This is a genomic window from Micromonospora sp. KC606 (genome assembly GCF_004348675.1).
Taxonomy (GTDB): Bacteria; Actinomycetota; Actinomycetes; order Mycobacteriales; family Micromonosporaceae; genus Micromonospora.
Genome location: NZ_SMKN01000372.1, coordinates 1 through 2419, shown reverse-complemented (window position 1 = coordinate 2419; position 2419 = coordinate 1). Strand labels below are relative to the sequence as shown.

Here is a 2419-nt window from a genome sequence, read left to right as displayed (position 1 = left end):
GCCTGCTCGGGTGTCCGGGGGATGTAACCGATCCGGTGGGGCTCGCATTCCACGGGCCGGGCCTCGGTGTCCGGGGGATGTAACCAGCCCGGCGGGGCTCGCATTCCACGGGCCGGGCCTCGGTGTCCGGGGGATGTAACCAGCCCGGCGGGGCTCGCATTCCACGGCCTGACGCTGTCGGGGCCGGCCGTCCCGGTGAGAGAACGCCGATGGTTGTGCCATGTACAACGCCCCGGGCCTGTCGCCGATTCCGCCAGCCGGGTGGCACCGGCCACGGGATGCCGCAGGTCAGACCGGACATCGGCCCCATCGGGACACGCACCTCTTCGCGCCGTTCACCCCATCCGCACACCCCGTTGATCAAGAAGTTTGCGCGGAAGCCGTCAGCTCGGGTTCGTCCCGGATGAGGTGGTGGCGGCGCACGTGCGCCTTGCCCGGGCGATGGACACCGGCCGGGCGGAGGCCTCCCGCGGGTCAGGCCGCTGCGGGCACCTTGTCCAGGAAACCGTGCACGGCACGCACCCGGCCGTCCGGGTCGCAGACCGCGACGTCGGGCCGCGCAGGTCGGCGACCTGACGGGACGGTCACCCGTCGGCGGTGGCCGCCGTGGGTGCGGGCACCTCGGTGGCGTCCGGGCCGAGCTGGCTGGGGAAGGGGTGCGTGGGCTCACGGTCGAGCCGGTCAACGTCGGCCCGCTCGGCCGGCCAGGGCACCTCGGGGGAGCGGTGGAAGGCGATGCCGGCGGTGCTCCAGCGGGGGCCGTGACCGGCCATCCGGGCGCGGAATCCGGCCCAGTCGTGGATGCGACGCGGTGACCAGCCCAGCTCGGCGATCGCGGGGAGCCGGGGGAAGAGCATGAACTCGACCTCGGGCAGCGAGGTGACCGACTCGGTCCAGAGGGGGGCCTCCACGCCGAGCACCGCATCCGCCGGCACGCCGGTCAGGTGCGTGCCGGGATCCCACTCGTATGCGCGGCGCACGTCGATCAGACCGGCCCAGTCGTGCCCGATCGGGGTGTCCGGGCCGTACTTCATGTCCAGGTATGCGTGGTTGGCGGGGGAGAGGATCAGCCGGGCGCCCCGGCGTACCGCCTCGGCGGTCTCGGGGTCGTCACCGTTGGTGCCCCACCACTGCAGCACCCGCCCGTCGAGGTGGGCGGCCGGGGCGATCTGGTGCCAGCCGACGACCGCCCTGCCGGTGGCGGCGACGATCCGCTGGGTCCGCTCGACGAAGCTGGTGTACGCGGCCCCCTTGACCTTGAACGCCTCGTCGCCGCCGATGTGTAGCCACGGCCCGGGGGTCAGGGCAGCCACCTCGCCGAGCACGTCGGCGACGAAGTCGTACGTCCGATCGTCGGCGGGGTCGACGTGGCTGAAGCCGACCTCGGTGCCGGTGTACGGCGGCGGCGCGACCTTCCCCGGCGCCAGCTCGGGGTACGCGACCAGCGCCGCGTTGGTGTGGCCCGGCAGGTCGATCTCGGGGACGACCGTGACGTGCCGGCGGGCGGCGTGCCGGACGATCCGCCGGAAGTCGGCCTTCGTGTAGTGCCCGCCGGGGCCGGCGCCCACCTGGGTGGCGCCGCCGACGGTGGCCAGCCGGGGCCAGGAGTCCACCGCGATCCGCCAGCCCTGGTCGTCGGTGAGGTGCAGGTGCAGGTGGTTGAGCTTGTACCGGGCCAGGTGGTCGATCACCCGCAGCACGTCGTCGACCCCGAAGAAGTGCCGGGACACGTCGAGCATCGCTCCCCGGTACGGAAAGCGCGGCCGGTCGACGATCACACCGCCGGGCAGCACCCAGCGCTCGTCGACCGGGGAGGGGCTCTCGACCGCGACCGGGAGGAGCTGCCGCAACGTCTGCACCCCGTGGAAGAGGCCGGTGGCGGTGTCGGCGGTGAGCCGTACTCCGGTGGCGCTGATCTCCAGCCGGTACCCCTCGTCGCCGAGCGCCGAGGGCGTGCCGGCACCGGCGCGCCCGTCGCGATCGAGTGGGGCCGCGCCGTCGAGCGGGACGCGCGGGCGCGGGAGGCCGACCGGGGAGGTGTCGGCGGCCGGGAGGCCATCCACGCCGGCCAGGGTCAGGGTGAACGCCGGGCCGCCCGGTGTCGCCTCGGTGACGGGGAGCGGATAACCGGTCGCGGGTCGGAGCAGTTCGGCGAGGTGCTCGGCGACGTCCCGCGCGCCGGCCTCGGCGCTGACCCGGATGGCGGCATCGGACGGCAGGGTGAAGTCGGCCGCCGGGTCCGCGACGACCGAGACCGGGGCCGGAACCACGTCGCCGAGCGGGACCGGGGCCGGCGGGGCGAGCAGGTTCTCGGCCGCCTGGGCGGCGGCCCGCGCCAGGTCGGCGACGCCCGGCTGGGCGGTGGCCAGGCCGGCGACCGGCGGCTGCTGGCCGGTCTCGGGACTGTGGGGCGGGGTGG

1 protein-coding gene is annotated in these 2419 nt (G+C 74.9%); it reads right to left on the bottom strand.

Annotated features, from left to right (window positions below):
* Positions 1-584 precede the first annotated feature (584 nt).
* The gene (locus E1193_RS31085) at positions 585-2369 is read right to left on the bottom strand and encodes a family 20 glycosylhydrolase (protein ID WP_243707980.1); all 1785 of its coding nucleotides are present in this window, start codon (positions 2367-2369) and stop codon (positions 585-587) included.
* Positions 2370-2419: the final 50 nt, after the last annotated feature.